The organism is Halovenus aranensis (assembly GCF_900100385.1).
In the GTDB taxonomy this organism is placed as follows: Archaea; Halobacteriota; Halobacteria; order Halobacteriales; family Haloarculaceae; genus Halovenus; species Halovenus aranensis.
The window spans coordinates 159,030-175,466 of record NZ_FNFC01000008.1 but is presented as its reverse complement, the minus strand read 5'-3'; the positions used below and the strand labels follow the sequence as shown (position 1 = coordinate 175,466).

Here is a 16,437-nt window from a genome sequence, read left to right as displayed (position 1 = left end):
GAACAACGATTATGGACTCAAAGCGGGAGCTGACGAGCGTCGATATTGCGGCCTTTGCCGGTGAGTTTGCGGCATACGAGGGTGCACGCCTGGACAAGGCGTACCTCTACGACGACGGATTGGTCCGGCTGAAGTTACGGCATTACGACCGCGGACGCGTCGAGTTACTGCTCGATACGGGCGAGACGAAACACGTTCGAGTAGCCACACCCGAGCGAGTGCCGCCTGCCCCCGAGCGGCCGCCGAACTTCGCGATGATGCTCCGAAATCGTATGGAGGGGGCCGAACTCGTCGGCATCGAGCAGTTCGAGTTCGACCGTATCGTCCAGATTCACTTCGAGCGCGACGACGCCAGGACGACGATTGTCGCTGAGTTGTTCGGTGACGGCAACATCGCGGTTCTCGACGGCAACGGCGAGGTGGTCGACTGCCTCGATACGGTCAGGCTGAAATCTCGAACCGTCGCGCCGGGCTCGGTTTACGAGTTCCCGGACGCCAGATTCAACCCCCTCGCCGTCGACATCGACGGTTTCGTCGCCAGAATGGCACAGTCTGATACCGACGTCGTGCGGACGCTTGCGACACAGCTGAATTTCGGCGGTCTCTGGGCCGAGGAACTCTGTACCCGCGCCGGGGTCGAGAAGACACTCGACATCGACGAGGCCGACCGCGAGGAGTACGAACGCATCTACGAGGTGGTTCAAGACATGTCGGCACGCCTCGGGCGTGGCGACCTCGACGCTAACGTCTACTTCGAGGACGACGACCAGAGCCACGCCGTCGACGTGACCCCGGTTCCGCTGGAGGAACACGCACACCTGGCACGAGACAGCTACGACCAGTTCACCGACGCCCTCGACGCCTACTTCGCAACCCTCGGAGACGAGGACGACGACGTGCCTGCCGATAGCACGCCACAGCGCCCGGACTTCGAGGCCGAAATCGAGAAGAAACGACGCATCATCGAACAGCAGGAGGGCGCAATCGAGAACTTCGACCGACAGGCCGACGCAGAACGCGAGAAAGCCGAGGCGCTGTACGCCCACTATGACCTGGCCGACGACGTTCTCTCGACGGTCCGACAGGCCCGCCAAGAGGGGACTCCGTGGGACGATATCGAGGCCAGATTCGAGGAAGGAAAAGAGCGTGGCATCGAGGCGGCCGAGGCGGTCAACTCACTGGACGGCAGCGAAGGGACGGTAAGTCTCACAGTCGGTGGCCACGACGTGACACTCCGAGTCAGTGACGGCGTCGAGAAAAACGCCGACCGCATCTATCAGGAGGCAAAGCGCATCGAAGAGAAAAAAGAGGGCGCACAGGCAGCCATCGAGAACACGCGTGAGGAACTCGAAGAGATACAAAAGCGGCGCGAGGAGTACGACGCCGACGACACAGACGACGAACCAGCCCAGGAGCGCGAGGACGTCGACTGGCTCGACCGACCCTCGATTCCGCTCAGGTCTTCGGAAAAGTGGTACGAATCGTATCGCTGGTTCCACACGAGCGACGGCTTTCTCGTCATCGGCGGCCGCAACGCCGACCAGAACGAAGACCTCGTCAAGAAGTATCTCTCGCGTGGCGACCGCTTTTTTCACACGCAGGCCCACGGCGGCCCGGCCACGATACTGAAAGCAACGGGACCCAGCGAGTCCTACGACGAGGACATCGAGATACCCGACCGCTCGAAGGAGGAAGCCGCGCAGTTCGCGGCCTCGTACTCCTCGATTTGGAAAGAAGGCAAATTCGGGGCCGACGTGTACATGGTCGGCGACGACCAGGTCTCGAAGACGCCCGAGAGCGGGGAGTACCTGGAGAAAGGCGGTTTCGCCATCCGCGGCGACCGGACGTATTTCGACGATACGCCGGTCGGCGTGGCCGTCGGCATCACCTGTGAGCCAGAGACGCGTGTCATCGGCGGTCCGCCCGCTGCTATCACGGAACGAGCCGAGACGAGTATCGCAGTCGAGCCCGGCAAATACGCACAAAACGACATCGCAAAACGGCTCTACCGAGAGTTCAAGGGGCGCTTTGACGACGAAACGTTCGTGCGAAAAATCGCCAGCCCCGACCTCATTCAGGAGTTCCTGCCGCCGGGACAGAGTTCGATGGTCGACAGCGAGTGACCGGCACTCACACCATGCCCTTGCCCTGCAGTTCACGGGCGATGATGTTTTTCTGAATCTCGGTCGTTCCCTCGTAAATCTGGGTGATTTTGGCGTCGCGGTAGAGTCGCTCGACGTCGAAGTCGTCGACGTAGCCCGCACCGCCGTGAATCTGGAGCGCCTCGTCGACGACATCCACCGCGACCCGGGAGCCATACTCCTTTGCCATCGAGGCGAGCATCGTCAGGTCCTCCTCGTTGTCGTTGTCCTGACACCAGGCCGACTTGTAGGTCAGCATCCGCGCGGCCTCTGTCTTGGTGAACATGTCCGAGAGCTTGTGCTGGATGGCCTGGAACTCACCGATAGAGCGGCCGAACTGCTCGCGCTCGTCGGCGTACTGGAGTGCGCGCTCTGCGGCACCCTTCGCGATACCGACTCCCTGTGCGGCGACGGCGGTCCGGGTCTCGTCGAAGAACTGCATCTGCTGGAGGAAGCCGGCACCGCGCGTGCCCACGAGATTCTCCTCGGGGACGCGCACGTCGTCGAAGATGAGTTCGGCGGTGTCCGAGGCGCGAATCCCCAGCTTACCCGTAATCTTCTCCGCAGAGAAGCCGTCTCGGTCTGTCTCGATGATAATCTGGGAAAAGCCGTTGTACCGTCCCTCTGCGTCGGGGTCGGTCTCACAGAGCGCGACGACGTAGTCGGCGATAGTCCCGTTGGTAATCCACATCTTGTTGCCGTTGATGACGAACTCGTCGCCGTCTTTCTCCGCGTGCGTGGAGATAGATGATACGTCAGAGCCGGCGTGGGGTTCGCTGATGGCCGCGCCAGCGACCGCCTCGCCTTTCGCGACTGGCGGGAGGAACTCTTCTTTCTGTTCCTCAGTGCCGAACTCGACGATGTTCTCTGTCCCGAAAGACGTCGAGACGATACAGAGCGCGATACCTGGGTCGGCAGCGAACAGCTCTTCGATGATGAGCATCGTCTCCAACGAGGAGTAGCCTGCGCCGCCGTACTCTAGGGGGATATTCGACCCCGTCAGTCCCATCTCGGCTGCTTTCTCGACAATCTCGTAGGGGTATTTCTCCTCGCGGTCGTACTCGCCGGCGACCGGCTTGACCTCGTTTTCGGCGAACTCCCGTACCGTCTTCTTGATTTGTTGTTGCTCCTGTGATAGTCCAAACTCCATGAGGAAGTGTTACACACCATACCAAATAACCGTTTCCATACCCTAATAAACTCGCTAGCTGTTTTTCAGTGAGCGAACGAAAACGTTGAAGCCGCGGGCGCGAGTCTAGCCGGACGAACTATGCAACCCGAAGATATCGAGACAATAACCGTTCTCGGCGCAGGAACGATGGGCCACGGCATCGCAGAGGTCGCCGCACTGGCCGGCTACGATGTTCGGCTCCGTGATATAAACGAGGAGCTGGTTGAAGAAGGGTACGACCAGATCGAGTGGAGTCTGAACAAACTCGCAGAGAAAGACCGCATCAGCGAGGACTTGCGAGACGACGCTGTTGCGAGTGTCACCCCTGTTGTCGAGATGAGCGACGCCGTCGAGGACACTGACGTCGTCATCGAGGCTATCGTCGAGAACATGGACATCAAGAAGGATGTCTACGAAGAAGTGTCCGAACACTGCCCCGACCACACTATCTTCGCGTCGAACACGTCCAGTCTCTCTATCACCGAACTCTCCGAGGCGACCGACCGGCCCGAGCAGTTCTGTGGGATGCACTTTTTCAATCCGCCAGTCCGGATGGACCTCGTCGAGGTCATCCGCGGCGAACACACCGACGACGAGACGATGGATGCCATCGAGGCGCTCGCGGAGGACCTCGACAAGACGCCGGTCCGGGTCCGTAAGGACGTACCCGGCTTCATCGTCAACCGCATTCTTGTTCCGCTGATGAACGAGGCGTGCTGGCTCGTCGAGGAAGGCGACGCGACCGTCGCCGAGGTAGACTCGACGACGAAATACGATATCGGCCTCCCGATGGGCGCGTTCGAACTGGGCGACCAGGTCGGTATCGACGTGACCTACCACGTTCTCGAATACATGCACGAGGTACTCGGTGAGCCCTACGAGCCTTGCCCGCTGCTCGAGGAGAAAGTCGAGAGCGAGGACCTCGGTCGCAAGACCGGCGCTGGCTTCTACGACTACGAGGACGGTGACGGCGCGGAGGTCCCGGCCGACGAGGGCCGCGAGGACGTTCGCAACCGCCTCAACGCCGTCCTGGCAAACGAGACCGGCAAACTGCTCGAAGCTGAGGTCGCGCCAATCGAGGACATCGACGAAGCGGTCAAACTGGGCGGCCGGTGGCCGGACGGCCCCGGAAAGCTCTGTGACGACGCCGGACTCGACACGCTCGTCGAGACACTCGAATCGCGTCACGAGGAGACCGGCCACGGCCGCTACGAGGTTGCCGATGGTCTCCGCGAGGCCGCCGAAGAGGGTGGCTTCTACGGTGAGGACGAGGAAAGCGAGGGACAGGACTTCGAGAACGTCCGCATCGAGTACCCCGAGGAGATGGTAGGCCACATCGTACTCGACCGGCCCCACCAGCTCAACACGGTCAACCTCGAGATGATCGAAGAGTTCAGCGCGGCAATCGACGTGCTCGAAGACGACGAGGACGTGCGTGCAATTTTAGTCACGGGCGCGGGCGACCGCGCCTTCAGCGCCGGTGCCGACGCGATGGGGATGGCGAGCAAGGCAAACCCCATCGACGCCGTCGAACTCTCCCGTGCCGGCCAGGACGCCTGGGGGAAACTCGAATCCAGCTCGATGCCGACGGTCGTCGGTATCGACGGCTACTGTCTCGGTGGCGGTATGGAACTGGCTACCTGTGCAGATATGCGCGTCGCGACCGAACGCTCGACGTTCGGCCAGCCGGAGTTTAACCTCGGACTCCTCCCTGGCTGGGGCGGCACACAGCGCCTGAAACACCTGCTGGGCGAGAGCCGCGCCAAGGAAATCATCTTTACCGCAGACCACTACGACGCCGAGACGATGCACGACTGGGGCTTTGTCAACCGTCTCGTCGACAACGACGAACTCGAAGAGGCGGCACTCGACCTTGCGGCAGACCTCGCAGCCGGGCCACCCCTGGCAATGGAGTACGCCAAAAAGGCGATGCTCGCCGGCCGGGACGACACCGAGGCGGGCCTCGAAACCGAATCCTTCGCGTTCGGTCACCTCATCGCGACCGAAGACGTGATGGAGGGCGTCTCGAAAATCCAGAGCGACGAAGACCCCGAGTTCAAGGGGAAGTAACGCAGTCTCGACCGGCGGTCAAAAAAAAAGACCGTGTGAGCGTCAGGACGCTGCGTCGTACGTGACGCTGACAGAGTAACTGACCGAGACCTGTCCAGTCTGGATGCTGGTCGCGGCACCGTCGCCACCATCAGCTTGCGGCGTCGAATTGAACGTGAGCGGACGGTAACCGCGCTGTGAGGCGTCGACGGTGATGACGTCGTTCACGACAAGGTCACCGGCGGTGGCGATGGTCTCTGCCTGATGACGGGCGTCGTCCATCGCGTTCTCGATAGCCTGGTCGCGCAGTTCCTGGCGTTTCTCGTCAGAGAGCGTCATGTCGAGGCGCTGGATTTCCGCACCGGCGCTCGTCGCCACGTCGACTATGTCACCGACGTTGTCGGGATTGTTGACGGTAATCTGGAACGCGTGTCGTCCGACGTAGTTTGGTGAATCGGGCTCGTTCCGGTATGGCTCCCGAATCTCGTAATCCACCGTCTTGTAATCGACATCTGCTTCGTTCAGCGCCTCTTCGAGTTCACTCGAACTGTCTGCCAACTCCTCGCGAATGGTCGCCGGGTCTTCTCCTTCGGACTTAATGACGACCTGTAACTTCGCCAAATCCGGCTGTGTCTCTGCTGAGCCGGTTGCACTCACTGAAATGCGTTCGTCTGCGGACGATTCCTGAACCGAGTCGGCTCCGACAGCGCCCGAGACAGCCATCGCTCCGAAGAGCGCGACTGCAAGCACCGTCAGCCCGACTACCGCGGCAGTTGTATAGTTCCGTTGCATACACGAACCTGTTCACCTGAGTTGGTATTATAAACGACGCAGGCACAAACGACGATTTGAGTCACCGATTTCTGTGTGTCACTGTCACAAGAGACGATAAAAAGACAGGGTTTATTACCGACTGATTCTCACCTATGGATGCGTTCGCTCGGTTGGTGTAGTCCGGCCAATCATTTTGGCCTTTCGAGCCGAAGACCAGGGTTCAAATCCCTGACCGAGCATCCATTTTCCAGCAACCAACAACCGAGAGTCACAGCCGTACCGAGACAACCCGGCGCGTGCGGAAGCTATTAGACCGATGCGAGCGACGGTCTCACCAGCCCTTCTCCTCTCATGACCGGCGCGAATCCAGGCGACGACGCCCCACCGTCACTACTCGACCCGTTCAGGCAGTTCTTCTCGTTTCGACGCGACGTGTTGGTTCTCTCAGTGGCGATGTTTGCCTTCAGCCTCGGCTTTCAGATGACGGGGCGGTACATCCCGAAGTATCTGAACGTACTCGGTGCCAGCAACTTCGTCGTCGGCCTCTACGGAACCGTCGGCAACGTCATCAGCGCTGTCTATCCGTACCCCGGTGGCGCCATCTCGGACCGACTCGGTTCCCGGTACGCGCTTACGCTGTTTGGATTGGTGTCGAGCCTGGGATTTCTGTTCTGGTTCGTCGCACCCGCACTCGGGACGCTTACCTTCGCCGGAGTCACAGTCGAGCCGTGGCTCTGGATTTTCGTCGGCCTCTTTCTCGCACAGGCCTGGAAATCGTTCGGCCTCGGTGCGAGTTTTGCAATCGTCAAACAGTCGGTGCCGCCATCACAGTTGGCCCGAGGGTTCGCCAGTACCGAAGTGTTCCGCCGGACTGCCTTCCTGTTCGGCCCGCTGGTGGCCGCTGGAGTCCTGTACACCGTCGCCGACTTTCAGGCCGGCTTTCAGATAATTCTCGCAGTGGCAGTCGCGTTCGGTGTCGTCGCCACGCTCACCCAGCACGTTCTCTACGAACCCGGCGATTCGGCACTCGGCAAGGACTTTGACGGCGTTGGCGAACTCGTCGGGGACATTCGGTCGATGCCCGAGGAGTTGAAGCCGTTGCTGGTCGCTGACACGCTGGTCAGGTTCGCCAACGGGATGGTCTACGTCTTTTTCATCATCGTCGTCACGGAGTTTCTGGACGTGGGCCTCGACCTGGGTGTGCTCGAACTCGAACCGAGCGTCTTCTTTGGCCTCTTGCTCGCAATCGAGATGGCGGTCGCCCTCGTGTCGATGCCGGTCGCCGCGAGCGTCGCCGAGCGAGTGGGACTCAAACCGGTGGTCGCACTCGGGTTCGCGGTATATGCGCTGTTTCCGACGTTGCTTATCTCAGTCCCAGCCGACGCGCCGTATACCGCCGCACTGGTCGTCGCCTTGTTTGGGTTTTCGGGGCTACGCTTTGCCGGGTTGCCCGCACACAAGGCACTCATCGTCGGGCCTGCTGAGGACGCGGCTGGCGGGCGCGTCTCTGGCTCGTACTATCTCCTGCGAAACGCCCTCGTTATCCCGAGCGCGGTGGTCGGTGGTGCACTGTACGATGGGTTCTCGGTCCCGCTGACGACGGTCCGGGTCAGTGGGAGTCCGACCCTGGCGTTCACGCTGGCGACGGTAATCGGTCTGGTCGGTGTCGGATATTTCGTTCTCTTCGGCCGAGAGCTCGAAGCGTACGCGTAACTGTGGGTCAGTACTTCGGCTCTGCGCCGGTCACGTCGTAGACACGGTCCATAATGTCGTCCCGACTCGTCTTCCAGCTCTCGAACTGGTCTGGTGTCGTCGGGTAGTCGTCGTATATCTTCTTGAGTTCGGCGGCGAGTCGGTTCACTTGGTACGCCTCCCGGAGCGTACTCCAGTGGCCCCGCGTCTCCAGAGCCGTCACGACGGCGGCTTTGACCTTCTCTGGGAGCGACAGCGAGACCGACCCTTTCTTGCCCATCAGGTCGATAATCATCTCACCGGGCAGCGCCGTGACGACTTCAGTGAGTTCGTCGACATCGTGGGCACCGCCGAAGATGTTGTAGAGGTCCATCGCGGCAAATTTCTTGCCGAAGTCGGTCTGCACGCGGTGGTTGTACTCCCAGAGCGCCGACTCCCCGAGGGTCCCGTCACTGATTGCCTCGGTCGCCACCTCGGCGGCCCAGTGGCCGGCTTTCGCTGCGCCGGGGATACCGCCGCCAGTCGTGGGATTGACGTGGCCTGCGGCGTCGCCCACGGACATGAACCCTGGAGCGACAGCAGAGTCGTAGGGGCGACGGGTCGGCAACGCCGCGCCGAGCTTGTCTTTTACTTCGGCTCCCTCGAACTCGGGGCGTTCTTCGAGGTCGTCTTTGAGAACCGAGACCAGTTCCATCGACGGCTTGTTCATCTGGAAACCCAGTCCGGCGTTGATTTCGGTCCCAGTGCGCGGGAAATACCACAGATAGCCGAGCTCGTCGGTCGGCTTGAAGACGATAGCGTCGTCGTACTCGACGGGTTCGGGTACCTCGATGACCTCGCGGTAGGCAGAACAGAACTGCTGGTAGTTGACGTTCGTGTCGTATGTCGTTCCGTCGAAGTCGACCTTGTCCTGTAGCAGTGAGAGCGCGCCGGCGGCGTCGATGACGACGTCTGCGTCGTACTGGACTGGGTCGCCCCGTCTGACCGCTTCGACCCCGGTGACTCTGCCGTTCTGGACGACATCTTTGACAACGGTATCGTACTCGATTTCCGCGCCCACGCGGTCGGCTTCCTCCAGTAACACCTCGCCGTAACGCTTCCGGTCGACGACGGCACCGCTGCCGCTTTCGAACGGGATGTCGTAGTTCTCCCCGTCGGGGTTCATGAACATCGCTCGCTGGATGTTCTCGTTGGTGAACGACTCCTCTCGGAGATAGTCTCGGTCGATAACGTCGGGGAACGTGCTCTTTCCCTTGATGGCGTCACCACAGGCGATGTGGCCGCCTTCGTCCTCGCTTTTACGTTCGAGGAGAGTCACGTCGAGCCCGTTTTGGGCTGCGGTCGCCGCCGCGAAACAGCCCGCCGTCCCGCCGCCGACAATCACGATATCGCGGGTTTCCGTTGTCATCGGCACATTTGTTCACGCGGGACTATTAAAAAACCTCAGATTACCAGCCCGAGACCGACAGGATAAACAGGTGCGATTTCACACGTTGTGACAATGTTCGAACGGAGTGCAGGATGGCTCGCCCGACACGACGGTCTGCCGACCTCGGCACGCGCTGTCTTTGGCTACTACGCCCAGTCCGGTGTCTTCGATGTCGCGAGTCTGCGGCTCAAGCGCCGCGTCGACGCCCGCATCGAGCAGTACGTCGCGGACGCGTTCGGGGAAGTCGAGGAGGCGATAGCCGACGAGTTCGGGTACGATTATGTCTCCTTTGAGTACGGGACCAAACTCCTGTTGCCGGCGAATCTCACGCTCGGATATCTCTATCGACACGCAGACGAGAGCGACCACCGCACGGCCGAACAGGTCACTCGGCTCGCGGTTGATGCGTTGCTCGACGGTGATATGCGTGACGCCATCAACGACGACGAGTACGACGACTTCGAGGTCGATTTCGAAGCCGACGACCCGGACCGGGGTCGTGTCGCCGAGATTGCACAGGGGGTCATGCAGTCGCGAGTCGAACAGCAGTTCACCGAGTACCCGGCAGAGGTTCGTGACGTGTACGACTGGGCTGTCGGTATCTCCGAGCACCATCAGGAGGAGGACCAACATTTCAGGGCGCTGATGGACAGCGCTACCGGTGGCGACGACGAGGCCCTCGATGCCATCACCGCCGAGTACAAGTTTGCGACGTTCGACGAGGAACCGGCACTGTTTACCGAGGACGAACTCGCGTTGCCGTATCTGAAAACCCAGTACGACCGTGTCGGTGTCATCTACGACGCCATGATTCAGATGTATCGCCGGAGCGGGCTCGCCATCGACAACGACTTTCACCGGTCGATAGTGCTGGCGATAATCGGCGCACAGCTCTGGCTCGACGACGTAGACGACTACCCGGACGATATGGCCGACGGGCAGCTCACCCCAGTGACTGCCGAATACCTCCTCAACGAGGACGAGACGGCGGCACGCGAGGAAGTCGTCGACATCAGCCACGAGTACCTCGACCGTGCCAAGGCACAGGCAACGGCGGCAGACTCAACACTGACAGGTATCGCAGCCGAGTACATCCTTCGGGACGGAAACCCGTCTGTACTGCCGTCCTGAGAGTACCGAGAAGATACGCTTTTAAGCTCCTGTGGAGTCGTTTAGCCTAGAACCATGTCGCTACCGGACATCGCAACACGGCTAGAACGGGTCACGTCGACGGCCACGATAGCTGGCCGCACGCTGCTCGGACTGGACACCAATCCGGTTGCCGCGGAATGGAGCCATATTACGAAGGTCGACCCGGAGGGTGAGAAACGACTACCGCTGTGTTATCCGCTGTATCTCTCTCATACGAGCGCTATCTCCGTCGGTGGCTCGCGGGACGTGACCAGCGAGAACACCGAAGAGACGTTCGGTCTACTCGAGTACTCGCCGGCACCCGCGTTCCACGAACCCAGCGACGCGACGCACGTGACCGACGAGACGCGCTCGGAGTCGACGTTTCTCGCCATTCCCGAGGTACTCAACGGCGATAGCGAGGCGCTCGTCGGCACCCTCGGACTCGGTATCGAGTACGTCAAAGAGGACCTCGGCCCGTCGATGCTGGCAGACAAACTCGGCTTCTCGCCCGATGGGATGTTCGGCGACCGCATCGGCAACTTCGCTGCTGGCTACATGCTTCAGGACGCTGTCTTCGAGGCGTACATCATCATGAACCCCGACAGCGCAGCCGCACGAGAGGCCGCGGTCACCGAAGACGACCTGCTGACGCCACAGGAGGCCAAACAGCGCGCGCTCGCCGCCGAACACCACCTCGAAAGCGAGGTCATCTACCTGGAGTATTCGGGTACCTACGGCGGCGAGGAGGCCGCCGATATCCTTGAGGCCATCAGCGACAGTATCACGTGGTCGCGTCTCTGGTACGGCGGCGGACTGGACAACCGGGAGAACGCACAGGCTGTCCTCGATGCCGGGGCCGACGCCGTCGTCGTCGGTGACATCTTCCACGACATCGCGACCGAGGAGGCAGACCTGTTCGAGAGAGCCCGTGACGAATTCGGCGGGCCTGCCGAAGTCGACGCGGTCCGAGACTGGATAGCAGAGGCTGTGACGGTCGCAGAGACGAGTGCCGCTCGCTATCTCTCGACGATTACCGACGTCCCACAGCCCGAGAGACAGGCACTCGACTATCTCGCGGCTGGTGTCTCGTTCGCGCTCGAACTGTCAGCGATGGCTGAGACGATAGACGCGTCAGGGCGTTCAGCGCTCTCCGAAGAAGTCCGCGAAGAGACGTTCTCGCTGGAAGCTGACATCGCAGAAGTGACCGACGGCGGCGACGCGACAGAGTTCGTCAACGGCGTCGGGACAGCCCTACTGGCCGACTGTCACGGCCTGGACGGCGACGACGAGGTGCCACCCCGACACCTCGGTCTCTCGCTGTAAGGGGCTACGCCTGTTCTTCGATGAGCGCGTCTGCGGTGTGTTGGCCGCTAATGAGACACATCGGGACACCGATACCTGGCGTGGTGAACGCGCCGGTATAGTACAGCCCGTCGACGGCCTTAGACCGGTTCGAGGGCCGGAGCAGTGCGGTCTGTCGTAGCGTGTGTGCCAGTCCGAGCGCGGTGCCACGGGTGGCGTTGTACCGCTCTGTGAAGTCTCGCACGCAGAAGGACTCCTCGAGGACGATGCGGTCGCGCAGTTCGACACCGGTGTTTTCGGCAATGTCGTCGAGAATCTTCTCGCGGTACCGCTCCCGGAGCGCGTCGGTATCCGGGAGTCCGGGTGCGAGCGGGACGAGCACGAACAGATTGCTGTGGCCGTCGGGTGCGACTGAGTCGTCCGTTACCGACGGCGCACAGATGTAGTATGCCGGCTCGTCGGGCCAGGACGGCAACTCGAAAATCTGCTCGAAGTGCTCGTCCCAGTCCTCGGGCAGGACCAGTGTGTGGTGGTCGAGTGGCTCGACGTCGCCCTCGACGCCGAGATAGAGCAAGAACGCAGACGGCGCGTACGTTTTCGAGTCCCAGTAGTCGTCGTCGTACTGGCGCTCGTGTTCGGGCAGGAGGTCGCGCTCGACGTGGGCGTAGTCGGCGTTGGCGACGACCGTATCGGCCCGGCGTTGGCCCTGTTCCGTGTCGAGGATGAACTCGTCGTGGCCGCGCGTGAGTCCCGTCACCTCGCTGTCGGTGACGTACTCGACGCCGAGTTCGTCGCCGAGTTCGACGATACCGTCGACGACGCTGCTCATGCCGCCGTCGGGGTACCAGACGCCGAGGTTGAAATCGACGTGGCTCATGATGTTGTACAGCGCGGGGGTGTTCTTGGGCGACCCACCGAGGAAGACAAGCGTGTACTGGAGCAACTGCTTGAGCTTTGGGTGGTCGACGTATTTCTCGACGTGATTTTCCATCGAGCCGACGAGTTGGAGGCCAATCGGTGCGGCCGTCATCACGTCGGTGTCGACCCAGTCTGTCAGCTTCGAGCGGTCCTCGTAGACGAACTTCTCCATCGCTGTCTCGTAGTGTGTCTCCGAGGTCTCGAGATACTCGCGGAACGCCTCGCCGGCGCCGTCCTCGTATGACTCGAAGACCTCTGCCATCGCGTCGGGGTCACCGCGAGCGTCGACGGTGTCTCCGTCTTTGTAGAAGATGCGATAGTGGGGGTCGAGACGCTGGAGGTCGTAGTAGTCGTCGACGTCTCTGTCGAAGTGGTCGAAAAACCGCTCGAACACGTCCGGCATCATGTACCACGACGGCCCCATATCGAACTTGAACCCGTCGCGTTCGAGTACCGAGGCGCGGCCCCCGAGGCTCTCGTTCTTTTCGAGAACCCGAACGTCGGCACCCGCGTCGGCCAGATAACACGCCGAGGAGAGGCCTGCGAATCCGCTACCGATGACGGTCACGTCCGTGTCTGCAAGAGTCATCACGAGATGGTTACGCCGGAGCGATTATAAAGGAGGTGCCTAACCGCTGGCGGATATTTCGGTTCGCGCGTATCGTAGCGTCGACGCCGGGTGTCGCCTCAGTCGAGCAGTTCGTCGGCGATAGTGTTGCGGAGGATTTCGCTGGTCCCCTCGTAGATTTCGTTGAGCTTGGCGTCGCGGTAGAACCGCTCGGCGGGGAAATCTTTCGTATAGCCGTAGCCGCCGTGAATCTGAATCCCCTCGTTTGCGACCTCACGGGAGACCTCCGAGGCGTACAGCTTGGCCTGTGCAGCGTCTTTGACGTAGCTCTCGCCGCGCATCTTCTTGTCGGCGGCCTTGTGCATGAGCATGCGCGCGGCCTGGACTTTCGTGTCCATGTCCGCGAGCTTGTGCTGGATTGCCTGAAAGTCACTGACCGGCTGGTCGAACTGCTCGCGGTCCTGTGAGTACGTGAGCGCCTCGTCGAGTGCGGCCTGTGCGATACCGACGCCACGGGCCGCGATAGTGATGCGGCCGCCGTTGAGCGTCTTGAGCGCCTGCACCAGCCCACGGCCTTCCTCGCCGAGCCGGCGGTCCTCGTGAACAGTGAGGTTGTCGAACCGGAGTTCTGCGGTCGGACACCCCTTGTCGCCGAGCTTGTGTTCGGTCCCTTCGACGATGAAGCCGTCGTCCTCCTCGGGCCGGACGATGAACGACGAGATACCTTTCCCGCCGGCGTCGGGGTCGGTCTTGGCGAAGACGATGACGGTGTCAGCGACCGAGCCGTTAGAAATCCAGAGCTTGTCGCCGTTGATGACGTACTCTTCGCCCTCTTTCTCGGCGGTCGTCTCCATCGACGGAACGTCACTTCCCGCCCCCGCCTCGGAGAGCGCGAACGCGCCGATTTCTTCCCCCTCAGCGAGTGGCGTCAGGTACTCGGATTTCTGGTCTTCGTCGCCAAAGTCGTAGACCATGTTACAGGCAAGCGAGATGTGGGCGGCCACGATAGTGCCCAGCCCGCCGCTGCCGCGGGAAATCTCTTCGAGCGCCATCGCGTAGGAGTGATAGTCGAGGCCGGCACCGCCGTACTCCTCGGGAATCGGCATTCCCATCAGGCCAAGCTCGGCCATCTCGTCGACGAGGTCCCAGGGGAACTCGTCGGTCTCGTCGATTTCGGCCGCCCGTGGCTTGATTTCCTCGTCGGCAAACTCCGCGACCATCTCCTGTATCTGTCGTTGCTCGGTCGTGAGGCTGAAATCCATACCTGAGCGTTGGCGTTCCGGTGTAATAATGGCTGTCTTGTGTCGCTCACGAGACGGCTGGAGCCGACAGGTCGCTGTCACTCGGCCGCGTGGCGGGCGAGTCCGTCGGTAGACCAAGGATTAATACAAGCGCTGGCGATACCGCCAACGTATGGATATTCCCGACCAGTGGGCTACCGACACGGTCACAACGAACGGTATCGACCTCCGGTACTATCGGTCCGGCAACGGCCGACCGGTCGTGATGGCTCACGGGATGTACGACAGCGGGCGACGGTGGATTCCTCTGGCTGAGGACCTCGCGGACGACTACGATGTTATCACATACGACGCGAGGGGACATGGGCGCTCTGACGCGCCTGCGGAAGGGTACGATATCGACAATCGCGTGGCCGACGTTCTCGGTCTCATCGAGTGTCTCGACCTCACTGACCCAGTTCTACTGGGACACTCGATGGGTGGGGCGACCGTCGCGTGGGCGGGGGCAGAGCGTCCGGACCTGCCGGGGGGTATCGTTCTCGAAGACCCGGCGCGGTTTCGCGAAGCTCCCGAGGTGAGTATAGAGCGTGCCGAGGAGATGACCCGACAGCGACTCTCACAGGCACGGGAACGGCCCGTTGAGGAGCGCGTCGACGAGCAGGTCGACGACCACGATATCGACCCTGCCCACGCGCGCCGTCTCGTCGCCGCCACTGACGAGTGCAGCACACACATCGCTCGCATCGCGCAGGAACATCGCCCCGTGGTGGATGCCTTCGACGAGGTTTCGTGCCCGACCCTCGTCTTGCGCCGCGATGTCGATGTCTCCGAGCGCGTGGCTGACCATCGGGCCGTCGAGCAGTTGGCTGACGGCCGCCTGGTCCACGTACCGGGTACCGGTCACTACGTCTTTCGCGACGCGTACGATGCCGCATACGCGGAGTTACAGACGTTTCTCCAGCGACTGGAAAACTAAGAACGCATTAGTTCATATCGACAGCGAGGTCCCGAAGCTTCTCGACGCGGTCCTCGACGGCCGGATGCGTTCGGAACAGGCTGCCGAGCCGGGTTTCCCGGACCTCTGCGGCCAACAGTGCGTTCGCCTGCTCGGCCTCACGGAGGTCGTCTTCTGGAACCGATTCGAGTTCGTCCGAGATGGTTTCGAGCGCGCTAATCATCGCTGTCGGGTCTCCCGTCAGCGTCGCAGCGCCGCGGTCGGCGGCGTATTCTCGATACCGCGAGACGAGTCGACCGACGAAGAAGGCACCCACCCAGACGAACAGCGCGGCCACGTAGCCGGCCAGCATCTGCGCGCCGCCGCCCTCGCCGCCACCGCCACCGTCGCCGAACAGAAAGCCCCAGCGCACAATCCAGCCGGCCATAATCGATAGCGCGGTGATTCCCGTCATGAGCTGGAAATCGCGGTTGACGACGTGCGAGAGTTCGTGTGCGAGGACTGCGTCGATTTCCTCGTCGTCTAACTCCGAGAGCAGTCCGGTAGTGACACAGATGACGGCGTCACTCTGCTTGCGCCCCGCCGCGAAGGCGTTCGGCGTCTTGTTTTCGGCGACCGCGACCCGGGGTTTCGGAACGTCTGCCTGCCGGGCTAGGGCCGTTACGCGGCTATGAAGGTCGGGATACTCCTCGCGCTCGACGACGCGCCCGCCGAGACTCCGTAAGGCGAGGTTGGCTCCGTAGTAGTACTGTCCACCGACGAGCAACAGGACAGCCAGCGCGATTCCGACGAAGTGGCCAATGCCCGTCGACCCGACGAACACGCCGAACAGCAGCGCCACGCCGTACCCCAGGCCGATGTACAGTCCGCCCAGCGCGAGCAGCGTCAGGGCCATCCGAACGCCAAGCCCCCAGCTGTAGCGTTGTCTCATATCCAGCCATAGGAGTTCCACGCAAATAACTACCCGACTCTGTTTCGCACCGCGAACCGTGAAATCGCCACTCTGTCGGGCCACAGCTTGAGTCGACGGCTGGCTCCCAAACGACCAAGGCACTCCAGTCCT

General features: G+C 61.7%; 12 protein-coding genes and 1 tRNA gene. 7 read left to right on the top strand and 6 right to left on the bottom strand.

The window, feature by feature from the left end; translation table 11 throughout:
* Nucleotides 1–11: 11 nt before the first annotated feature.
* Nucleotides 12–2,123 (top strand): ribosome rescue protein RqcH, encoded by a 2,112-nt coding sequence (gene rqcH, locus BLR34_RS09930; RefSeq protein ID WP_092702524.1) that lies wholly within the window; start codon nt 12–14, stop codon nt 2,121–2,123.
* 7 nt (nt 2,124–2,130) lie between these two features.
* On the opposite strand, the gene BLR34_RS09925 is transcribed toward rqcH, so the two are convergent.
* Nucleotides 2,131–3,291, bottom strand: coding sequence for an acyl-CoA dehydrogenase family protein (locus BLR34_RS09925; RefSeq protein ID WP_092702522.1), 1,161 nt, complete (start codon nt 3,289–3,291; stop codon nt 2,131–2,133).
* A gap of 120 nt (nt 3,292–3,411) precedes the next feature.
* Between BLR34_RS09925 and BLR34_RS09920 the strand changes: the two genes are divergently transcribed.
* The gene (locus BLR34_RS09920) at nt 3,412–5,382 is read left to right on the top strand and encodes a 3-hydroxyacyl-CoA dehydrogenase/enoyl-CoA hydratase family protein (protein WP_092702520.1); all 1,971 of its coding nucleotides are present in this window, start codon (nt 3,412–3,414) and stop codon (nt 5,380–5,382) included.
* A gap of 42 nt (nt 5,383–5,424) precedes the next feature.
* Here BLR34_RS09920 and BLR34_RS09915 read toward each other — a convergent pair whose 3' ends face one another.
* Nucleotides 5,425–6,153, bottom strand: coding sequence for an SIMPL domain-containing protein (locus BLR34_RS09915; RefSeq protein ID WP_092702518.1), 729 nt, complete (start codon nt 6,151–6,153; stop codon nt 5,425–5,427).
* 146 nt (nt 6,154–6,299) lie between these two features.
* Between BLR34_RS09915 and BLR34_RS09910 the strand changes: the two genes are divergently transcribed.
* A tRNA-Glu gene (locus tag BLR34_RS09910) sits at nt 6,300–6,374 on the top strand.
* A gap of 112 nt (nt 6,375–6,486) precedes the next feature.
* Nucleotides 6,487–7,848 (top strand): MFS transporter, encoded by a 1,362-nt coding sequence (locus BLR34_RS09905; protein WP_092702516.1) that lies wholly within the window; start codon nt 6,487–6,489, stop codon nt 7,846–7,848.
* A gap of 7 nt (nt 7,849–7,855) precedes the next feature.
* On the opposite strand, the gene BLR34_RS09900 is transcribed toward BLR34_RS09905, so the two are convergent.
* Complete coding sequence (locus BLR34_RS09900; protein WP_092702514.1) at nt 7,856–9,235, bottom strand: geranylgeranyl reductase family protein; 1,380 nt, start codon at nt 9,233–9,235, stop codon at nt 7,856–7,858.
* Nucleotides 9,236–9,328: 93 nt separating this feature from the next.
* Here BLR34_RS09900 and BLR34_RS09895 point away from each other — a divergent pair, with 93 nt between their 5' ends.
* Together BLR34_RS09895 and BLR34_RS09890 are read left to right on the top strand one after the other, a co-directional pair.
* Complete coding sequence (locus tag BLR34_RS09895; protein WP_092702512.1) at nt 9,329–10,387, top strand: hypothetical protein; 1,059 nt, start codon at nt 9,329–9,331, stop codon at nt 10,385–10,387.
* A 54-nt stretch (nt 10,388–10,441) separates the two neighbouring features.
* Nucleotides 10,442–11,713, top strand: coding sequence for a geranylgeranylglyceryl/heptaprenylglyceryl phosphate synthase (locus BLR34_RS09890; protein ID WP_092702510.1), 1,272 nt, complete (start codon nt 10,442–10,444; stop codon nt 11,711–11,713).
* Nucleotides 11,714–11,717: 4 nt separating this feature from the next.
* On the opposite strand, the gene BLR34_RS09885 is transcribed toward BLR34_RS09890, so the two are convergent.
* Complete coding sequence (locus BLR34_RS09885) at nt 11,718–13,199, bottom strand: phytoene desaturase family protein (RefSeq protein ID WP_092702508.1); 1,482 nt, start codon at nt 13,197–13,199, stop codon at nt 11,718–11,720.
* A 98-nt stretch (nt 13,200–13,297) separates the two neighbouring features.
* Nucleotides 13,298–14,440, bottom strand: a complete 1,143-nt coding sequence (locus BLR34_RS09880) for an acyl-CoA dehydrogenase (RefSeq protein ID WP_092702506.1) — start codon at nt 14,438–14,440, stop codon at nt 13,298–13,300.
* A 151-nt stretch (nt 14,441–14,591) separates the two neighbouring features.
* Here BLR34_RS09880 and BLR34_RS09875 point away from each other — a divergent pair, with 151 nt between their 5' ends.
* Nucleotides 14,592–15,395, top strand: coding sequence for an alpha/beta fold hydrolase (locus BLR34_RS09875; protein WP_092702504.1), 804 nt, complete (start codon nt 14,592–14,594; stop codon nt 15,393–15,395).
* A 7-nt stretch (nt 15,396–15,402) separates the two neighbouring features.
* On the opposite strand, the gene BLR34_RS09870 is transcribed toward BLR34_RS09875, so the two are convergent.
* On the bottom strand, nt 15,403–16,305 hold the full coding sequence (locus BLR34_RS09870; protein ID WP_245683205.1) for a M48 family metalloprotease: 903 nt from the start codon (nt 16,303–16,305) through the stop codon (nt 15,403–15,405).
* Nucleotides 16,306–16,437 lie beyond the last annotated feature (132 nt).